Source organism: Halobacillus sp. BBL2006 (assembly GCF_000786645.1).
Lineage (GTDB): Bacteria > Bacillota > Bacilli > Bacillales > Halobacillaceae > Halobacillus.
Map to the genome: position 1 here is coordinate 1 of NZ_JRNX01000540.1, position 2,281 is coordinate 2,281.

Below are 2,281 nucleotides of genomic sequence, written 5' to 3' on the forward strand. Positions count from 1 at the left end.
CCTGCCACTGTTCTGAACGCAACAGAAAAAATAGCAGATATTATTAATATCTAAAGTCCCCATAGCCGAATGGTTTATACATTCAAGAAACCTAGGTGTGGAAAGGGACTAATTCACACCTCTTTTCCTGATAGTTCTTTTATTAGTTTTTGTTCAAAGTAAAGAATGTATAACTTTTGACAATACTACAGCCCTTGATGATGTGGTATTGTACTTGTATGGAGACGAATATTTTACGATGAATTTTCTTGGATGAACATCAACATTGGGAAGCCTTTAAGAACAAATATGGAGCTAAGATCCGGCCAGTCGTGCAAAAGAAAGTGGAGAAGTTTCGAGATTGTGGAAATTTTAAAAAGGGCTTTAAGCTTTTAGTATATGAATAGATACACTAAACATACTGTAATACGAATTGAGGTGACCGAGTGGAGCGTACAGAGGACTTAATTGAGTTATGTTTATTAATGGGGAAGATAATGCAACAAAATGGAGCGGAAACCTATCGTGTGGAAGATACGATGACGCGGATTGCCCAATCTTTTGGACGGGATGAAGCACAAAGTTATGTAACACCTACTGGGATTGTGTTTACGATTAGCCCTGGTGCCCCTGCAAAATTAGTAAGAGTTTCAGCACGAGAGACAAATCTCGAAAAAGTAAATCTCGCGAATAATGTCTCTAGAAACATTACAAGTGGAGACATGTCTACTCACGTAGCGTATAAAGAGCTTAGAAAAATTGAAACCAGTCCTACAGATTATTCCATGCGCATGCAAATCATCGCTGCCACGTTAGCGAGTGGTTTCTTTAGTCTCATGTTTCAGGGGAGTTGGTACGATTTCCTACCAGCCTGCATAGCAGGAGGGCTAGGATTTATTGCATTAATGAACTTTATTCGATTATTTGAAATTAAATTTGTTGCTGAATTCATTGCTTCGTTGTTGATTGGATTTACAGCCTTTTCCCTTTTTTCATTAGGTATTGGGAAGGAAGTTGATAAGGTAGTTGTTGGTTCTGTCATGCCGTTGGTCCCTGGCCTGCTCATCACCAACGCTGTAAGGGATTTGATGGCAGGTCATCTTATCTCAGGACTCGCCAAGGGGGCGGAGGCCTTTTTAACGGCTTTTGCAATTGGGGCAGGTATTGCTGTTATGTTTGCACTATTTTAAAGATCGTGAGGAATGACTATGTTGATTGAACATGCCATAGCAAGCTTTTTTGCATCAGCTGCCTTTGGAATCATCTTTCAGGCGCCAAGAAATACGCTCATCAAATGTGGTCTCGTCGGTATGATTGGTTGGATCATTTACATATCCCTAGTATGGGAAGAAGTCGACAGTGTCCCAGCTACACTCATCGCCTCCTTTGTTATTGCCATGGTCAGCCAGATGCTGGCAAGGATATACAAAACGCCTATGATTATATTTAGCGTACCAGGGATTATTCCTCTCGTACCAGGAAGTCTCGCGTATGACGCCATGCGAAGCTTTGTGCAAAATGACTACAGCGTCGCTATCTCCATTGCAGCGAAAGCTTTTATGATATCTGGTGCTATTGCATTTGGGCTCGTGTTCTCGGAAGTGCTTAACCAGATTATAAAAAAGATGAGACAAACAAAAGCGCAATTGAGGTAATGGCTGAGCCTCACTTGCGCTTTTGTTTGTCTTTATAATCCACTGGATTAATCCTTGTTTTGGCATTCAGCTATAAAGTCATTTGCCGTGATATAAAGGGCTGTATGGCCTTGTGTAAGGACTTCTACTGTCATGGTGGTGAGAATATTATCCTCCTAGTCCCAACTGGTGATGCAATCTTTACCTGAGCTTGATATAGAGGGGGGTGCTTATATCCACTGAATTAGTCAACTAGTATCTTTTCTTATTCGATTCTATCCTAAAGTTACTTCGATTAATGGCTTTATATCAATGGTTATCAGGGTTAATCTAACTACGTTAGTTGGAGTCCTTGTGACTGGCAGCGAAGAGGTCTTTTATATTTTAAATTGACTGGATTTTGACTGAATATTGTTCATAAACATGGATATCTTATTTCACCTTTATTTAGCTTTTAAAGATTAAACACCAATAATATAGGCGTTTTTTGTTTTTATATTGAAGCATTTAACTTGCTCAGGGAATGGGCGGCATGATGTGATAGCCCCCAAAACCCCTTCATTATAGGGTTTGAGAACAAATTGACTGGATTTTGACTGGTTTTTAAAATCGTTTACTAAATTTATTAAAAGCCTCTCAAGAGTTTATAAACTCTTGAGAGGCTTTTC

2 protein-coding genes are annotated in these 2,281 nt (G+C 39.5%); both read left to right on the top strand.

All coding sequences use genetic code 11. The features are described 5' to 3' along the window. Positions 1-425 precede the first annotated feature (425 nt). Positions 426-1,169 (top strand): threonine/serine exporter family protein, encoded by a 744-nt coding sequence (locus LD39_RS15475; RefSeq protein ID WP_035549245.1) that lies wholly within the window; start codon positions 426-428, stop codon positions 1,167-1,169. Positions 1,170-1,187: 18 nt separating this feature from the next. Beyond that, positions 1,188-1,634, top strand: coding sequence for a threonine/serine exporter family protein (locus tag LD39_RS15480; RefSeq protein ID WP_035549248.1), 447 nt, complete (start codon positions 1,188-1,190; stop codon positions 1,632-1,634). Positions 1,635-2,281 lie beyond the last annotated feature (647 nt).

Coding starts and splice junctions, on each gene's coding strand:
- LD39_RS15480 (WP_035549248.1), top strand. CDS start 1,188: ATGTTGATTGAACATGCCATAGCAAGCTTTTTTGCATCAGCTGCCTTT.